Genomic DNA, 15,079 nt, shown 5'->3' with positions numbered 1-15,079 from the left:
AGTTACACACCTGTAGTTCGCTTGGGTCCGGCGAGTACGGACGGGAGGGATGTTTCACGTGAAACATGTCGTTCCGAACAAGCGAGCGCAGTCGCAGGTGCCGCCACCGCCCGAAGCAGCGGCAGCCGTCTTCGGGCCCCGTGTCGATCTCGCCCATCGCTACGCCGAGTTGCTGGCCGACACCGGCGTCGAGTGGGGGCTCCTGGGCCCGCACGAAATCGACCGCATCTGGGAACGGCACCTCCTGAATTGCGGTGTGGTCGCCGAGTTGTTGAAGCCCGGCGAGCGGGTGGCCGACATCGGTAGCGGGGCCGGCTTACCGGGATTGCCGCTGGCGATCGCCCAGCCCGAACTCCGCATCGTTCTGATCGAGTCGCTGCTCCGCCGAAGCGAGTTTCTGCACCGGGCCGTCACCGAGCTCGGGTTGGATGTCGAAGTACTCCGGGGCCGCGCCGAGGAACCGGCCGTCCGCGAGAACGTCGGCGGATGTGATGCCGTCGTGTCGCGGGCCGTGGCCCCACTGGACAAGGTGACACGGTGGAGTCTGCCGCTGCTGCGGCCAGGCGGTCGGATGCTCGCGATCAAGGGCGAGCGGGCACCCGACGAAGTGCGCGAGTATCGGCGTGTGATGAACGCGTTAGGCGCCGCGGATGCCAGGGTGGTGGAATGTGGCGTGAACTATCTGTCTCCGCCGACAACCGTGGTGGTGGCACGGCGCGGCTCGCCGGCTCCGGGCCGGGGTGTGCCGCGCCGACGGTCGAACAGGGAGAGCCTATGAGTGCGCCGCACGACCCGTTCGGTTCCGAGCACGGAGCCCGCTCCGCTACGCATGTTTCACGTGAAACATCGGAATTCGACACTCCGATCGGAGCCGCTGCCGAACGCGCCATGCAGGTACTGCACACCGCCTACAAACCGCTGCGCCGTCCGCGTCATCGCCGACTGTTCACGATCGCCAATCAGAAGGGCGGCGTCGGCAAAACCACAACCGCCGTGAACCTGGCCGCAGCGCTCGCCATCCAAGGCCTCAAAACGCTCGTCATCGATCTGGATCCTCAGGGCAATGCGAGTACAGCGCTGGGCATCACCGACCGTCATTCCGGCACGCCGTCGTCCTACGAGATGCTTCTCGGCGAGATATCTTTACAGACCGCGCTGCGGCGCAGCCCGCACAGCGAGCGCCTGTTCTGTGTGCCATCGACGATCGACCTGGCCGGCGCCGAGATTGAATTGGTCAGCATGGTGGCGCGCGAGAATCGACTGCGCACCGCGCTGGCCGAACTCGATGACGTCGACTTCGACTACGTCTTCATCGACTGCCCGCCGTCGCTGGGCCTGCTGACCGTCAACGCGTTGGTCGCCGCCCCCGAGGTACTGATCCCCATCCAGTGCGAGTACTACGCGCTGGAGGGAGTGTCCCAGTTGATGAACAACATCGAGATGGTCAAGGTCCATCTGAATCCCGGCCTGAACGTCAGCACGGTCATCCTCACCATGTACGACGGCCGCACCAAGCTCGCCGATCAGGTGGCCGACGAAGTCCGCCGCTACTTCGGGGCGAAGGTCTTGCGCACAGTGATCCCGCGCAGCGTGAAGGTCTCGGAGGCGCCCGGTTACAGCATGACGATCATCGATTACGATCCCGGTTCGCGCGGTGCGATGAGTTACCTCGACGCCAGCCGCGAGCTCGCCGAGCGTGACGGACCATCACCTAAAGAGGGGGACAAGCATGACCCAGGCGCACCGTAGGAAGGGCGGACTCGGGCGAGGCCTGGCTTCGCTGATCCCCACCGGACCGGCGGATCCCAATGATGACTCGACCCGGTTCGGGCCGCGGATGGGCGATGCGGCGGCCAACGTAGTGCTGGGGGGTCCACAGGCTGGGGGCTCAGCGGGTTCAACCGATATCGGTGCGGTGTACCGGGAGATCGACCCGGCCCTCATCGAGCCGAACCCGCGCCAGCCCCGGCAGGTGTTCGACGACGAGGCGCTGGCCGAGCTGGTGCACTCGATCCGCGAGTTCGGTCTCATGCAGCCGATCGTGGTCCGCGCAGTCGACGGAGCCCAGCGATCCGGCGGCCAGCGTTATCAGCTCGTGATGGGGGAGCGACGGTGGCGCGCGGCCCAGGCGGCCGGCATGACTGCCATCCCCGCGATCGTGCGCGAGACCGCCGAGGACAACCTGCTGCGCGATGCACTGCTGGAGAACATCCACCGGGTGCAGTTGAACCCGCTGGAAGAGGCGGCAGCCTATCAGCAACTGCTCGACGAGTTCGGCGTCACCCACGACGAACTGGCCGCCCGCATCGGCCGGTCCCGTCCATTGATCACCAACATGATCCGATTGCTGCGGTTGCCGATTCCTGTTCAGCGCCGGGTCGCAGCAGGAGTGCTGTCGGCCGGCCACGCCCGGGCGCTGCTGTCCCTCGAGGGCGGTCCGGACGCGCAAGAAAACCTGGCGGCACGGATCATCGCCGAGGGGCTGTCGGTGCGGGCAACCGAGGAGGCGGTCACCCTCGCCAATCGCAGCGATACCAACCAGCCAGCGCCGCCGCGGCGCAAGCCGATCCAGATGCCCGGCCTTCAGGACGTAGCCGAGCAGCTCTCCAGCACCTTCGATACCCGCGTCACGGTCAGCGTGGGCAAACGCAAAGGCAAGATCGTGATCGAGTTTGGTTCGGTAGACGATTTGCACCGCATCGTCGGTCTGATGAACTCGTCGGACAGCTGACCACAGACACCAACTGATTACGTCACTGTGACAATCCGGCCAACCAAGCCGCCCCAACATGCCGCAGTCAACTGAATCGGGCTGTGCACCAGTTCATTTCAGCGTTGACGTGGAATCGGCCAGGCGCTGGGTAGCTGGTTGGCCCGGGTCGGCCGGGGCAGAGGCGTTTCCGGGCCTCAATTCGGGGTCGCGTGGGTATCGCCGTCGGCCGTACCCGGAGGGTACGCTCAGCTGAGGGGTGGCGGCACCACCCGGTCGCGGGGAAGTTGGACATCGGCGGCGCCCTGCGACGATGCGGGCCAGTATGGCCCGAGGAGAAGCAGGGTCATCAATGACAGCGCTCCACGGAGGCCCAGGAGTTTAGTGTCTGCTCGAATCACACCGCTGCGACTCGAAGCCTTCGACCAGCTTCCCAAACACGCCCGCCGCTGCACCTTCTGGGAAGTCGACCCCGCGACCCTTGGCAACGAAGACCACCTGGCCGACCCGGAATTCGAAAAGGAAGCGTGGCTGTCGATGGTCATGCTGGAGTGGGGATCGTGCGGTCAGGTGGCGACGGCGGTTCCGGCGGAAGCCGGCCAGGGCGAGGCCTCCTGCCTGGGCTACGCCTTCTACGCTCCGCCCCGTGCGGTGCCCCGGGCACACCGGTTTCCCACCGGACCGGTGTCGGCTGACGCCGTACTGCTCACCTCGATGCGAGTGGAGCCCGGCCCAGCCGCCGACGAGCTGCCCTACAGCCTAGTGGCGCAGGTGGTCGATGAATTGGTCCGCCGGGGCGTCCGGGCGCTGGAGGCGTTCGGTCGCACCGAGAACGTCACGGAGCTGCTCAACCCGCAGACCGTCGATCCCGATCTGCGGCCGGTGCTCGAGGCGCTGGGTGACTGTTCGGTCGAGCACTGCGTGATCGAGGCCGACTTCCTTCGGGACGTGGGATTCGTCGTGGTGGCGCACCATCGGTATTTCCCGCGCTTGCGACTCGAGCTGGACAAGGGTCTTGGTTGGAAGGCGGAGGTCGAAGCGGCGTTAGAACGGCTGCTGGAGACCTCGTCGCTGCAGCAACCGGTCGCAGCGGGTCCGCGGCTATGAACCGCTGAGCCGGCTGGCCTGCTCCACCGACAACTCGTGAGCAAGTAGCTCGGCAAAGGTGAACGTTCCGGTGGGCCGGTCGTTCTTGCCGAGCAGATACAGTCGCTTGACCGCCGCCAGTATCCCCTCAGCGATCGCGTCGCGGGTCTGCGTGGTGATCAGCAGCGCTCGATCACGCGGGTTGGTGATGTAGCCGATGTCGACCTGAACGGTAGGCATCCGGGTCAGCCGCAGCAGGTCCCAGGTCCGACCATGGACCCGGCAGTCGCGTAAACCGGTGCGCGCGACCACTTCTCGTTGAATGAAGTCAGCCAGGTTACGGCCAATGGTGGAGACCGAACCGTGCGCATTGCCGAAGTGGAACGAGGCCACGCCGTTGGCCGACGGGCTGGCCTGGGTTGCGCATCGCAGGCTGATCATCAGGTCGGCACCGACGGCATTAGCCGTCGCGGCACGCTCGGCATCCGATGGGCTGCGGTTGGTGGGCCGCGACAGGAAGGTTTCCATGCCGATGGCGGTCATCCTGCCTTCCAGACGACTTGCCAAGTCCCACAACATGTCTGCTTCGCTGATGGGTCCGGCGGCCCCGTGTGTGATCAGCCCGTGGTCGGCACCGCCGCGACCGGGATCGATGATGATTCGCTTACCCGACAGCTTCGGCCCGGATCGACGGACCAGTTCCTCTTCACGGATGGCGTGCAGCGAACCGCCGGTCACTCGTGAACTGAGAAAGTACAAGGAGCGCAACGTTTCCGGGCCGCAAATACCGTCGGCGTAGAGCCCGGACTCGCGCTGGTACGACATCAACCCGTTGTGGGTCTGCAGGCCGAAGTATCCGTCGACGAGCCCGGTGTAAAAGCCGAGATCCTGCAGCCTGGCTTGCAGGGTGGCGACGTCGTCACCGTACATCGGCGCACCGAACTGATGGTTCAGTGTGCGGGCGCCGAGCCGGTAGGACGCCTCTTTCAGCGCCCGGTAGGTGGCTTCGCCAACGACACCGTCCACCAACAGGCCTCGATGCTGCTGAAACGCCCGCACCGCGTGGTCAAGCTCTTCGTCGAAGACATCGAGTGCCACATGCTTTCCGGTGGTGAGGTTCTCGTCTGGGCCCTCGAGATGCCCCAGCGCGGTCAGCGAAGCCCGAATTTCGGTGACCGCTGCGCTGCGGTCACCACAGCGCAGCGCTTCGCCGGCGCCGCGGTGCGGATGCGACATTCAAGGCCTCCGGTGAGCTGGTGACAGCCCTGCCGTTCGTTGACAGGCTTGGCGGTATTGTCGCAGACGCTTGTCGATTTCGGGAAAACGCCAGGCAAATCGCGGCGATATGTAGCGAACTAACCGACGTTGGGAACGGCGTCGGAAAGTTCGCGCAACAGCGCCGCCTTACCTTTTGCGCCAACGATCCGCTTGACCGGCTCGCCGTCCTTGAACAAGATCAACGTCGGGATCGAGACCACCTGAAAATTGCGGGCGGTCTCGGGGTTTGCGTCAACATCGAGTTTGGCGACGGTGAGCTGCCCGGCAGTTTCGGCGGCGATCTCCGCCAGCACCGGTGCCACCATCTTGCATGGTCCGCACCAGGTAGCCCAAAAGTCAACCAGCACAGGGGTATTGCTGGCCAACACATCGTTTTGGAAAGATGCGTCAGAGACGTCCACAGGTGTGCCGGCGGAATCGGTGTTCGTCATCGCGGTGCTCCAATCAAAGTGTCGCTGCCGCCGGGGTTTCGGCGGATTTGGTCGGTGCGGATGTTGGTGCTTCCGCTTGCTCGGTCAGCCAGCGCTCGGCGTCAATCGCTGCGCTGCAACCCGTGCCGGCGGCGGTGACCGCCTGCCGGTAGGTGTGATCAACCAAGTCGCCGGCCGCAAACACCCCGTCGAGCGAGGTGTGCGTGGTGTTGCCCTGGACCAGCACGTAGCCTTCCGGATCCAGGTTCACAGCACCGCGCACCAATTCAGACCGAGGATCGTGGCCGATTGCGACGAATACTCCGGTCACGGCCAGCGTGGATTCCTTGCCGGTGCCGGTGTCCCGTAGCCGCAAGCCGGTCACGTTGGTGTCGCCCTCGACGCCAACCACGACGCTGTTGGTGATGAACCGGATCTTGTCGTTGTCGCGGGCCCGGTCGAGCATGATCCTGGAGGCCCGAAACTCGTCGCGGCGATGCACGACGGTGACGCTGCGGGCGAATTTCGTGAGGAAGGTGGCCTCCTCCATCGCCGAGTCACCGCCGCCGATCACGGCGATGTCCTGATCGCGGAAGAAGAAGCCGTCGCAGGTGGCGCAAGAGCTCACTCCGCGGCCCAGCAGCTCCTGCTCGCCCGGCACGTGCAGATAGCGCGCCGCGGCGCCCATCGCCAGGATCACGGCCCGCGCCTGCAAGGTCTCCCCGTCGGCGGTGGTGGCCGACTTGACCGGGCCGTCCAGCGACACCGATTCGACGTCTTCCATCCGCAGGTCCGCACCGAAACGCAGTGCCTGCTCGCGCATCTGGTCCATCAATTCGGGACCCATGATCCCGTCCCGAAAACCGGGATAGTTCTCCACTTCGGTCGTGGTCATCAGCGCTCCGCCGAACGAGGTGCCCTCGAATACCACCGGCGCCAGTTGCGCGCGCGCCGCGTACAGCGCCGCGGTGTAACCGGCGGGTCCGGAGCCGATGATGGTCACGTTGTGAACAGTGTTCGATGAGGAGCTCATACCAGCCTTTCGGATACGTCAAGCCGCTTCAAAGCAGTCGAACGCCAGGGTAGGCGGTGCTGTTCCCGCGAACACTACGGCCGGTTGACAATCCTGTCAGCCAACAGGCCGGTGTCCACCGAACTACACGTCGGCGCCACCGCGAGGGCCGCCACCGTGCCGGGCGTGTCGCCGGGCAGCACCAGCAGCATGGCCGGGCGCCCGGCGATCTCGACCGGGCGCGCAGCCAAAACTCGGGCGTCGGCCGGATAGCCCAGGCCGGCCAGGCATGACGTGCGGCGTTGTGGGTCGGCGAACGGGCCGAGGTCCGGTTGGCCGTCGAGCAGGGCGACGATCTGTTGGTCCGACAACGGAATGGTCATCGGCGGGCGCGACACCGTGATGTGTTCTGCGGTGGTCGGCCTGCTCGGTGTGGGCGGCGGCGCCGTGATCAGTGCCGCGGTTCCCAGCCAGACCGCCGCGGCGGCCGCGGCCAGACCGGCGACGGCGACGGCCACCCGCGCCGAGCGGGGGAGGCGGCCGGGGCGGACGGTGTGGGCGGCGCGCCGCCGGGAACGTTCGGGTCGCTCGGCGCGCAGCGCCGCGGCGACGCTGTCGACGACCTGCGGCGCGACTTCTGGAGCCGACGACGCGTCGGTGCCAAGCGCCGCGATGTCGCGGCGGACCCGGTTCAGCGCGTCCATCGTCTGCCGGGCGTCGGGGTCTGCGCGAACTTTCTTACGCAGCCGGGCAGCGGTGTCGTCGTCGAGTAGGCCTGCCTGCAGGTCGGAGAGGGCCTCCACCGTCAGCGGTGGATCGGCGCCCGCCTCGTCGCATTCGCCCGGCTCAACTCCGTCCATTTGCCTCAGTGTCCGTCATCGACAACCCGAATGCCACGCCGCGATTCGTCCGCGACGCGGCCGGCTAGCCGGCCGGGCGGTGGGGCGCGGTGTCGCTTTCCAGGTAGCCGAGGATGGCGGCAAGTCGGGCCCGGGCGCGGGCGCAGCGACTCTTGACGGTGCCTTCGGCCACCCCGAGCATCGCCGCGGTGTCGGCCACCGAATAGCCGTGCATGTCGACGGCCACCACTGCGGCGCGCTGCTCGACGGGCAGCCGCATCAGCGCTCGGTGCACCGCGATCGCGGTGTCCACCTGCGCGGTTCGGTCGGCCACCGGGTAGACGTCGTCCAGCGCGGTGGTGGGATGAGTTTTGTTGCGGCGCAACCGGTCCAGGCAGGCGTTGACCACGATGCGATGTAACCAGCTGCTGACCGCGGCGTCGTGTCGAAAGGAGCCGGCGCCGCGGTGCGCCGAGACCATCGCGTCCTGCAGCGCGTCCTCGGCGTCCTCGCGGCTACGGCTGGTCAGCCGGGCCAGCCGGTGCAGTTGCCGGTGGTGTCGGTAGAAGAGTTGCTCGAAGGCATAGCGATCGCCTGCGACGTGCGCGGCCAGTAATTCGGCGTCGCTGAGTTCTGGTAGACGGTCCTGCCGAACCTCGCGCCCGAAGCCCACGGCCGGACAGTAACCAATCGGTCGGTACCCGGCACTTCACCCGAGCGGGCCGATGTGTCAAGACGCGGCTTGCACCGTGACCTCGGCGATGTCGGAGCGGCTCTCGCCGTTGGTGGTACCCAGGGTCGAAATCCACACCAGCAGATACGACGTGGGCGCCGACGCCTTGACCGGGATGCTGTTGTGGCCCGGCTGCATCGACACGGGCTGAGTCAGCGCGGTGGTGTCGCCGAGCTTGGCCGGTGTCGACGTCGCCGACGAGCGGATCTGAATTTTCGTTCCGGTGCTGGCGAGGTCGACGGTCACGGCTCCCACCACGGTGGGTTTCGGCAGGTGCAGCAGCAAGCCGACGCCGCTTTTGAAGGCCGGGAACGGGACGGCGTCGTGGTAGGTGTCGGTTTCCCACGCGGTCGCCGGGTTGCCGTCGATCGCCAGCCCGGCCTGGCCCGGGTTATCGGCCTGGCCGTCCGGGGAGAAGACCGTCGCGCTCACCGGTTTGACCATGCTGCCCGCCGCTGAGCTGGCACTGGAGCTCGAACTCTCCGAGGGCGCATTGAGGCCCAGCCGGTCCTTGTCCAGCCCACCGACGTCGCCGAACATCCGGCTCAGCACCGACGCCATGACCAGTAGTGCCACCACAAGGACGGCGGCGCCGGCACCGATCCAGATCGTCAGGACGCGGCGACGACGCTGGCGTGCCTGCGCCTCCTCCACCGCGGGCGTCCGGGCCCGCGCCGGCCGCGCAGGTGCCGGCGGCGGGTCAGGAAGCGGACTCAACAGCTCGGTGCGGTCGGCCACCGCCGTCGCCTGCTGGAGGAGATTCAAAAGCGTTGCGGCACTGCGAATCCCATCAACCTGAATCGAATGCGTGGCCGCCGCGGAAATCTGGAACGGGATGTCCCGGTCGATCGAACTGGGTTCGACGGGCTGGCCCGTCGGATCCCGCGGTGCTGGCGCCATTTCGCTGCGCACCCCGGACTCCGGCAGCGGCCAGCGGTTGACCAGCAGCGCGTACAGCGCGGCGCCGATGCCGCGAATGTCGTCTTCGGGGGCGGCGTCGGGCATGGTCGCGGGGAAGGCCAGCACCACGTCGCCTTCGATGCTGACCCGCACCCGGCTGGGATGGTCGACCGACAGCGCGACGCCGGCATGGTGGGCGGCCGCGGCTGCAGCCGCGAGGGTTTGCATCGCACGGGCAGCGCCGACCGCGGATGGTGAGGTGTCGGCGACCTCCTGCAGTGAACCACCCCGGATCCATTCGGTGACGACCAAGCCACCGGTGCCGGTGTGGACGACGTCGAGGACCCGCGCGATCCCGAGTTTGTCCACGCGGCTCAGCCGCATGGTGCGCGACAGGATCTCGCGAACCTGCTCGTCGGCCAGCGTCCCGTCCGGATCGACGAAGGTCAGCGCCACCTGCCGATCCAGTGCAGTGTCCAGCGCCTGCCAGAACTGCAGGTGCGGCGCGCCGCCGTGGAAGACCAACAGCCGGTAGCGACCGCGGGCGATGCTGGCGCCGGGAACCAGGTGCAGGTCGTCCTGACGGGGCGATGGTTCGGCTGCCGACTCCATCGGATCACCGGCGCCGCCGAAGTTCGTTGTTTCGAGGTCGGGATCCGCGGATGGTTCGCCGTTGGACCGCGTCGGCGGCTCAGGCGCCGAGACGGTGCCGACTTGAAGATCGGGCGGCACGTCGGGCTGGAAATCATCAGCGGCGGTTTCGGAGACAGCCTTGGATGAGGTGCTGTCCGATGGGCCGTCGGTCATCCCCGGTCCTTTCCCCATCCCCTCCCCGGCTACTTGATCCGGAAGCCCGCGCCGGACGGGCTCTGGTACCGGATATCCCCCCGGCGTAGTCGAATTCCTTTGCTCAGGGTACGTGACATGACCGGGGCGCAACACCTGATCGGGTGCTGCGGATTTGCGGGCAGCGACGTTCAGTGACCCCTCCGGAGGGGCCGGAGCCGGTCGGCGAGGTTTGCGCGCGGGCGCCCCGGCGCGTTTAGCGCCGAGCCAGCGGCGAAATGCCGTCAGCGCCGCGTGTGCCTCTGGCACGCGCGCGCGTAGCATCACCACGGCCACGATCGGCGCCATGATCACCGCGAGCACGAACAGCCGCAACAGCGAGCCGGCGCCGCCGCCGTGGGCGGTGAGCCGTTGCATCCCCACCAGCTGGTCCACCACGTGCGCGATCAGCCCGGCCAGCAACGACGCCGTGATCGTGACCAGAATGGTCCGCACCTCCGCGACGCCGAGTAGGTGGCCGCCGGGGGGCCGCAGCGCCTTCCGCAGCAGGTAATAACCGACGATCGCGCCGGCCAAAAATCCCAGGCCGTTGGCCAAGCCGAGATAACCGGCGACCAGGTCGGGGTTGTCGGTGATGTGCGGCGCGAGCAGTGAGCCGGCGATCTTGACGGTCGTGATGATGATGATGATCACGATCGGTATCCATGGCTGCTCGCGGGCGTAGAAGACACGCAACTCCAGCAGCACAACCGAGTACGGGATCAACGTGAACGCCGACAACGCGATCGCCACGCCCAGGTAGCCGGCGTCGACGTCACCGAAATGGCCGTAGGCGAACAGCGCACTGCCGATCGCCGGCCCGCCGACGGTCATGAACGCCACCGTCGGGATCAGTGTGATCATCGTCAATCGGCTGGCCAGCGAGAGGTCGGCCAGCACCGCCGGGGTGTCGTCGGCGGCCGCATTGCGGCTCAGCCGCGGCATCACCACGGTGAGCACCGTCACCCCGATCATGCCGAACGGCAGCATCAGCACCAGCCAGGTGTAGTTGTAGATCGCCGGGCCGGAAGCGGCTGCCGTGCTGGCGATTTGGTTGGTGACGATCAGGCCGATCTGGCTGATCAGCACGTAGAACACCATCGCGGCGGCCATCGCGCCGAAGCGTTTGAGCCGCTCGTCGATTCCCCATAGCGGGCGAAGGCTGATGCGCTGACGCTGGATCGCGACCAGCAGCACGACGGTCTGCGCGACCACTCCCAACGTGGTTCCGATGCCCAACACCAGCAGCTTGGCGTTGCCCATCTGCACCGGGTCCACCGACAGTTGCCCGGGTGTTGCTAGGTAGGCGCCCAGGGTGGCGATCGCGACGACGTTGTTGACGACGGGCGCCCACGCCGGCGGCCCGAACACGTTGCGCGTATTCAGGATGGCCATGAACACCGAGGAGAGGCCGTAGAAGATCACCTGCGGCAATAGCAGGTAGGCGAACGCGGTGGTCAGTGGCTCGTTGACCTGGGGGTTGCGGCCCAGCATCAACTGCACCAGCAGCGGGGCGGCGGCCACCGACAGCAGCGTCGTCACTAGCAGCAAGGTGGTCGCCAGCGTCACCAGGCGCCGCACGAACGCCGCACCGGCGTCGGCGTCGTCCTGCTCTGCGCGCGCGAGCACCGGCACGAAGATCGCGGTGAACGTCGCTTCCAGCACCAGCGCCGCCACCAGGTTCGGCAGCTGGTTGGCCACCGAGAACGCGCTGGACAGCGCCGCACCCAGGATCGCGGCCAGGATCACGATCCTGGCAAAGCCGGTGAGTCGACTGACCAGGGTTGCCAACGCCATTCCCCAGGACCGGGACACCAGCGCGGCGTCGGACAGCTCAGGGCGGGCCGGTGGCGGTGTGCCCTGCGACGACACCAACCCGGTCGGCGGCAGCGGCCCGGTCGGCGGTCCCGCACGTCGCGGCGAGCGCGGGTGTGGGCCGGGTGGCCGCGATGGCTGCGCCGGTGGCGGCACCGGGCGGCGGACGGAACTCATACCCGATTCTCTTCGTCCACGCGATGACCCGCTGGACGGTCTTTGCTGCGGTGCGGCGTGTCGGGGGGATCCGGACGATCAAGGTCGGCGGGGTCCGGCTGGCCGCGGAACCGGTGCCACAGACGTCGTCCCGCGAGCGTCGCCAGCACCGCCGCCGCGCTCAGCGTGATCGCGAACAGCACCTTGCCGTAGGCATTCGAATGCACCGACAGCCGCACCGGCTCGCCCAGCGGCACCCCGGCCGGAGTGCGCAACGTCACGTCGATCGCCACACGCTGGGTGAAGTTCACTTCGATCGGCACCCGCAGGGGCAGGTATCCTGGCGGCAGCTCGATTTCGCCGGGATCGGTCACCCGCATACCCGGCGGGGCCTCGACGTGCAGTCGCACCCGGATCGGAACGGCCAGCCCATTGTGCAGTGCCAGTGGGAGCGGGCTGTGTTCGGTGGCCAGCGTGTAGGACCCGGTCGGGTTGACGATGATGACCGCACCGAACAAGTCATCGATCGCGTTTCCGACGATCTCCAGCCGCCGTTGCGCCAGACCGTTGCGGGTGTCGGGCCGTTCGGCCTGGCTGATGGCACGCAGCATGTCCTCGCGCAGCGGCGCGGTGTAGCTGACGCCGGTCAGCCCGGTCCGGGCATCGGTCGTCAACGCTGCGGTCAGCCCCCACAGCCGGCCCACTTCGTCAGCGATCTTGGCGACGACGTCGTTATCGAACCGGCCGCGTTCGCCCGCGCCGAGGCCGGGAAGTTGCGGCGTGCCGGTGACGGGTGGGATGGCTGAGGCATCGGCGATCAGCGCCGGCAGCGGCCGTGGCACCGCCAGACCGGAGCGGATCGCGGTCGCCAGCGTGGTCAGAATGGCACCGGCGTCGTCAGAGCGCAGTTTCCAGTTGGTCGGCGGTAGCAAGACCTCGGCGCGCGGCGTGACGCCCGGCTGCAGGGTTCGCCACAGCATCGAGCCCAGCACGTCCTCACGGCGGGCGGTGTCGGAGTCGTGCTGAAGCCGAACCGCGAGCGCGGCGTTCAGGTAGGTCGGGGCGACCGGGTCAGAGCCGGTCGCTGCGAAGGCAGCGCCGACGGCCGGGTCGAACGGCGCGATCACCACCTGCGGCGACAGCCTGCGCGGCGTGGTGTCCACCGGCGCCGGCGCGGCGGCGGCGGAATCTTCGGCGGACGAGTCAGCGGCGGCGATCACCACGGTGTTGCCGTTGGCGCTCAACAGGTTCACGGCCCGGCGGGTCAGCGAGCCGTCGGGGATCAGGGTGGCGCCGCGGACCGCGGTGACGCCGAGGATTTGATCGACGACCTCGCCGGCGGAGGTGGCGATCGTGCCGAGTCCGGGATCACCGACCCGTTGCACCGCGTCGAGGTCGGCCTGGGCATACGGCAGCGGGGCCACACACATCCGGTGCGCCAGTGCGCGCAACCGGTCCAACCAGCTCACCGCCGCGGCCTGCCCGGTCCCCGGGCGCGTCGGGGTCCCCGGTTGTTGGGCGGGGCCGTCGGGGGAGTCGGAGACGACGTAACCGCCGGTCATCGCATTGACGGTGACCAGCAGGTCCGGGTCGACGGCCAGGCACAGCGAGCGGCTGACGGCGCCGTCGGGGTCGACGTCGCGGCTGGTCGCGAATTCGGCCGCGCCCAGCAGGACGTCCAGCCGGCCCCCGCTGGCCAGCGACGTCGCCAGCTCGTCGTCCATCAACCGCACCGGTATCGTGCCGCCCGGCACACCGGGCGCCAGCCGGGGGCGGTCGGCCAGCGGCCACAACATGGTGATCGGCACGGGTTTGGAGGTGTCGGGCGCGACGACCCCGCTGAGCGCGTCGCGGGAGGTGTCCAGCGGATCCGGTGGTACTCCCACCACCGGCAGCAGGAACCGGGCGTTGTCGAGGCGTGCGGGTTCGCCATACTCGGGTGTTCCGTTGACGTTGACCAGCAGCGGGTAGACACCGGGCTTGCCGATCCCCAGCGAAGGTTTGGTCGGCGAGCGGACCGGGGCGGACAGCGTGAAGCCCACCTTGCGGCCGCGCTGGAGCTCAGGGGAGACCGTCAGGAAAGCGGCAACTGGCTGGTATTGGTCGGTGTTGCCGTCGAGGTCGGTGCGCAGCGCCGCCGATGCGCTCACCGCCGGGGCATGTTCGAGGCGAATCACGACGTCGCGGACCGGACGGTCGCCGACGTTGGTCACGGTTCCGGCGACGGTGACGACGGGCTCGCTGGTCGTGGTGACCGTCTGCGGGGTCACCTGATCGATCCGGACCTGCACGAATGGTGTTGCGCCGGGCTCTCCCGCGGCGGCGCGCGGCGCGGCGGTGGATAGTGTCAGGCCGGCTGCTAGGCCGGTCAGGATGCCGACCACCACGGCGAGGCGCAAGACGGCTCGCCGGAGCTGCGGCCTCAAGGCGCCGCTCGCACCCGCAAGCGGGTGGTGCGCCCACGCCCCCACGCCGCCTCGCCGCTGCGCGGCTGGGGATGCTCCCACATTGCTTTGCTCTGCATCGTCTTCGGCGGCTAAGGCCCTATGGCCCCGGTCCTCGACCGTTCTTCCGGCCCCGCACCGACTCGTCGGGCCGACGGTTTCGGGTGCGCGAATGTGTTTGCGGGCGCCGTCGCGGCGAGCTGGGTGGCAGTGGCGGCAATGCGGCCGGGCCGTCGGTCTGCAGCTTGTCGATCAGTTCGTCGGCCACCTCGGCCAGCCGGCGTTCGTCGGCGTAGGCGAGCCGCGACGGCAGCTCGGGGATCGGCACCCACGCCACCTCGGCGACCTCGAGGTCGTCGTCGGACAACTCTCCACCCGAGCAGCGCATCAAATAATGGTGCACGGTCTTGTGCACCCGCCGCCCGTCGGTGACGAACCAGTAGTCGATTCGGCCCAACGCCGCCAGCACGCTGCCCTGAATCCCGGTCTCCTCAGCGACCTCGCGAATCGCGGTCTGCTCGGCCGTCTCACCCTGCTCGATGTGGCCTTTGGGCAACGACCACAGCATCCGGCCGCGCCGGTCGACGCGTCCGATGAGCGCGGCGACCTGCTCTTCTCGCGGCCTGTCGATACCGTCGATGACCAATCCGCCGGCCGACGTTTCGTGTACGGTGCGCAGTCGCTCAGCTCCGCGGCGGGCGGAACGGGAGCGGCCGGGCTTGTCCACACCGGCAGGTGCGGCGCCGTCGATCGCCCCGTTGTCGGTTTGGCCCTGCACGGACCCGGCGCTGCGACGACCACGGCGCCTCCCGCGGCGCCGACGTGGTTGCGCTTTTTCGCCGTCGGACACCCAAGCGATAGTAGCTGGCGT

The 15,079-nt window shown here is 68.1% G+C and carries 12 protein-coding genes; 4 read left to right on the top strand and 8 right to left on the bottom strand.

The genetic code is table 11. The features are described from left to right. Positions 1 to 49 precede the first annotated feature (49 nt). The 4 genes from rsmG to ACLQI9_RS19210 all read left to right on the top strand — a co-directional run bounded on the left by rsmG (position 50) and on the right by ACLQI9_RS19210 (position 3,817). Positions 50 to 778 (top strand): 16S rRNA (guanine(527)-N(7))-methyltransferase RsmG, encoded by a 729-nt coding sequence (gene rsmG, locus ACLQI9_RS19225; protein ID WP_442380086.1) that lies wholly within the window; start codon positions 50 to 52, stop codon positions 776 to 778. Next, positions 775 to 1,749 (top strand): ParA family protein, encoded by a 975-nt coding sequence (locus tag ACLQI9_RS19220; protein WP_442380084.1) that lies wholly within the window; start codon positions 775 to 777, stop codon positions 1,747 to 1,749. Before rsmG ends, ACLQI9_RS19220 begins: the two co-directional genes overlap by 4 nt. Then, on the top strand, positions 1,730 to 2,731 hold the full coding sequence (locus tag ACLQI9_RS19215) for a ParB/RepB/Spo0J family partition protein (RefSeq protein ID WP_442380082.1): 1,002 nt from the start codon (positions 1,730 to 1,732) through the stop codon (positions 2,729 to 2,731). The genes ACLQI9_RS19220 and ACLQI9_RS19215 overlap by 20 nt, the downstream gene beginning before the upstream one ends. Positions 2,732 to 3,094: 363 nt before the next feature. Continuing rightward, the gene (locus ACLQI9_RS19210; RefSeq protein WP_442392005.1) at positions 3,095 to 3,817 is read left to right on the top strand and encodes an acetyltransferase; all 723 of its coding nucleotides are present in this window, start codon (positions 3,095 to 3,097) and stop codon (positions 3,815 to 3,817) included. Here the strand turns inward: ACLQI9_RS19210 and ACLQI9_RS19205 are convergent. The 8 genes from ACLQI9_RS19205 to ACLQI9_RS19170 all read right to left on the bottom strand — a co-directional run bounded on the left by ACLQI9_RS19205 (position 3,812) and on the right by ACLQI9_RS19170 (position 15,058). Beyond that, entirely contained in the window at positions 3,812 to 5,032 is a 1,221-nt protein-coding gene (locus tag ACLQI9_RS19205; protein ID WP_442392004.1) for an N-acetylmuramoyl-L-alanine amidase, read from the bottom strand. The two genes, ACLQI9_RS19210 and ACLQI9_RS19205, sit on opposite strands and share 6 nt — an antisense overlap. A gap of 119 nt (positions 5,033 to 5,151) precedes the next feature. After that, positions 5,152 to 5,505 carry a thioredoxin gene (trxA, locus tag ACLQI9_RS19200; RefSeq protein ID WP_442382810.1) on the bottom strand — a complete coding sequence of 118 codons (354 nt, stop codon included), beginning with the start codon at positions 5,503 to 5,505 and terminating at the stop codon, positions 5,152 to 5,154. A gap of 13 nt (positions 5,506 to 5,518) precedes the next feature. Next, positions 5,519 to 6,517 (bottom strand): thioredoxin-disulfide reductase, encoded by a 999-nt coding sequence (gene trxB, locus ACLQI9_RS19195; protein ID WP_442382809.1) that lies wholly within the window; start codon positions 6,515 to 6,517, stop codon positions 5,519 to 5,521. 74 nt (positions 6,518 to 6,591) lie between these two features. Further along, positions 6,592 to 7,356, bottom strand: a complete 765-nt coding sequence (locus tag ACLQI9_RS19190; protein ID WP_442382808.1) for a hypothetical protein — start codon at positions 7,354 to 7,356, stop codon at positions 6,592 to 6,594. 64 nt (positions 7,357 to 7,420) lie between these two features. After that, a complete protein-coding gene (gene sigM / locus ACLQI9_RS19185; RefSeq protein WP_442382807.1) occupies positions 7,421 to 8,008 on the bottom strand; it encodes an RNA polymerase sigma factor SigM in 588 nt (195 codons plus the stop codon). Positions 8,009 to 8,065: 57 nt separating this feature from the next. Further along, entirely contained in the window at positions 8,066 to 11,590 is a 3,525-nt protein-coding gene (gene murJ, locus ACLQI9_RS19180) for a murein biosynthesis integral membrane protein MurJ (protein WP_442382817.1), read from the bottom strand. A 191-nt stretch (positions 11,591 to 11,781) separates the two neighbouring features. After that, complete coding sequence (locus tag ACLQI9_RS19175) at positions 11,782 to 14,190, bottom strand: hypothetical protein (protein WP_442382816.1); 2,409 nt, start codon at positions 14,188 to 14,190, stop codon at positions 11,782 to 11,784. 118 nt (positions 14,191 to 14,308) lie between these two features. Next, complete coding sequence (locus ACLQI9_RS19170) at positions 14,309 to 15,058, bottom strand: NUDIX hydrolase (protein WP_442382806.1); 750 nt, start codon at positions 15,056 to 15,058, stop codon at positions 14,309 to 14,311. Positions 15,059 to 15,079 lie beyond the last annotated feature (21 nt).

The sequence above is a fragment of the Mycobacterium sp. genome, from assembly GCF_052143115.1.
Taxonomy (GTDB): Bacteria; Actinomycetota; Actinomycetes; order Mycobacteriales; family Mycobacteriaceae; genus Mycobacterium.
The sequence above is the reverse complement of the archived record's forward strand: the minus strand, read 5'-3'. Positions and strand labels throughout refer to the sequence as shown.

Coding starts and splice junctions, on each gene's coding strand:
- ACLQI9_RS19205 (WP_442392004.1), bottom strand. CDS start 5,032: ATGTCGCATCCGCACCGCGGCGCCGGCGAAGCGCTGCGCTGTGGTGAC.
- murJ (WP_442382817.1), bottom strand. CDS start 11,590: ATGGCGTTGGCAACCCTGGTCAGTCGACTCACCGGCTTTGCCAGGATC.
- rsmG (WP_442380086.1), top strand. CDS start 50: ATGTTTCACGTGAAACATGTCGTTCCGAACAAGCGAGCGCAGTCGCAG.
- ACLQI9_RS19220 (WP_442380084.1), top strand. CDS start 775: ATGAGTGCGCCGCACGACCCGTTCGGTTCCGAGCACGGAGCCCGCTCC.
- ACLQI9_RS19190 (WP_442382808.1), bottom strand. CDS start 7,356: ATGGACGGAGTTGAGCCGGGCGAATGCGACGAGGCGGGCGCCGATCCA.
- ACLQI9_RS19215 (WP_442380082.1), top strand. CDS start 1,730: ATGACCCAGGCGCACCGTAGGAAGGGCGGACTCGGGCGAGGCCTGGCT.
- trxB (WP_442382809.1), bottom strand. CDS start 6,517: ATGAGCTCCTCATCGAACACTGTTCACAACGTGACCATCATCGGCTCC.
- trxA (WP_442382810.1), bottom strand. CDS start 5,505: ATGACGAACACCGATTCCGCCGGCACACCTGTGGACGTCTCTGACGCA.